Origin of the sequence: Ferrovum myxofaciens, from assembly GCF_000735045.1 — a bacterium.
GTDB classification, from domain to species: Bacteria; Pseudomonadota; Gammaproteobacteria; order Burkholderiales; family Ferrovaceae; genus Ferrovum; species Ferrovum myxofaciens.
The window spans coordinates 1-325 of record NZ_JPOQ01000291.1; the positions used below are offsets into that span (position 1 = coordinate 1).

General features: G+C 58.5%; 1 protein-coding gene. It reads left to right on the top strand.

All coding sequences use genetic code 11. The features are described from left to right. Positions 1–325: IS66 family transposase (locus tag IV91_RS0113615; RefSeq protein ID WP_031599351.1), on the top strand; the 325-nt coding region annotated here is incomplete at both ends.

Genomic DNA, 325 nt, shown 5'->3' on the forward strand with positions numbered 1-325 from the left:
ATCAATCGGCGTGCCAACCAGGTCAAAGTCTTGTATTGGGATCGCTCCGGCCCCCCAGGGTGTTCTGGATAACAGCCGTGCCGATGTGAGTTTCCTGGCGGGCATGGTCGTGGATAAATTCCTGTACCACCTGCCCCTGTATCGCCAGCATCAGCGTCTGGGCAGTAACGGAGTCACCGTCAGCCGTCCCTGGCTGACTCAACTCACTCACGCTGCCCTGGAACTGCTGCGCCCCATTCACCAAGCTCAACTGGAATCCATTCGCACCTCTCGGGTCATCACCATGGATGAAACTCCAGTCAAAGCCGGACGCACCGATCAGGGG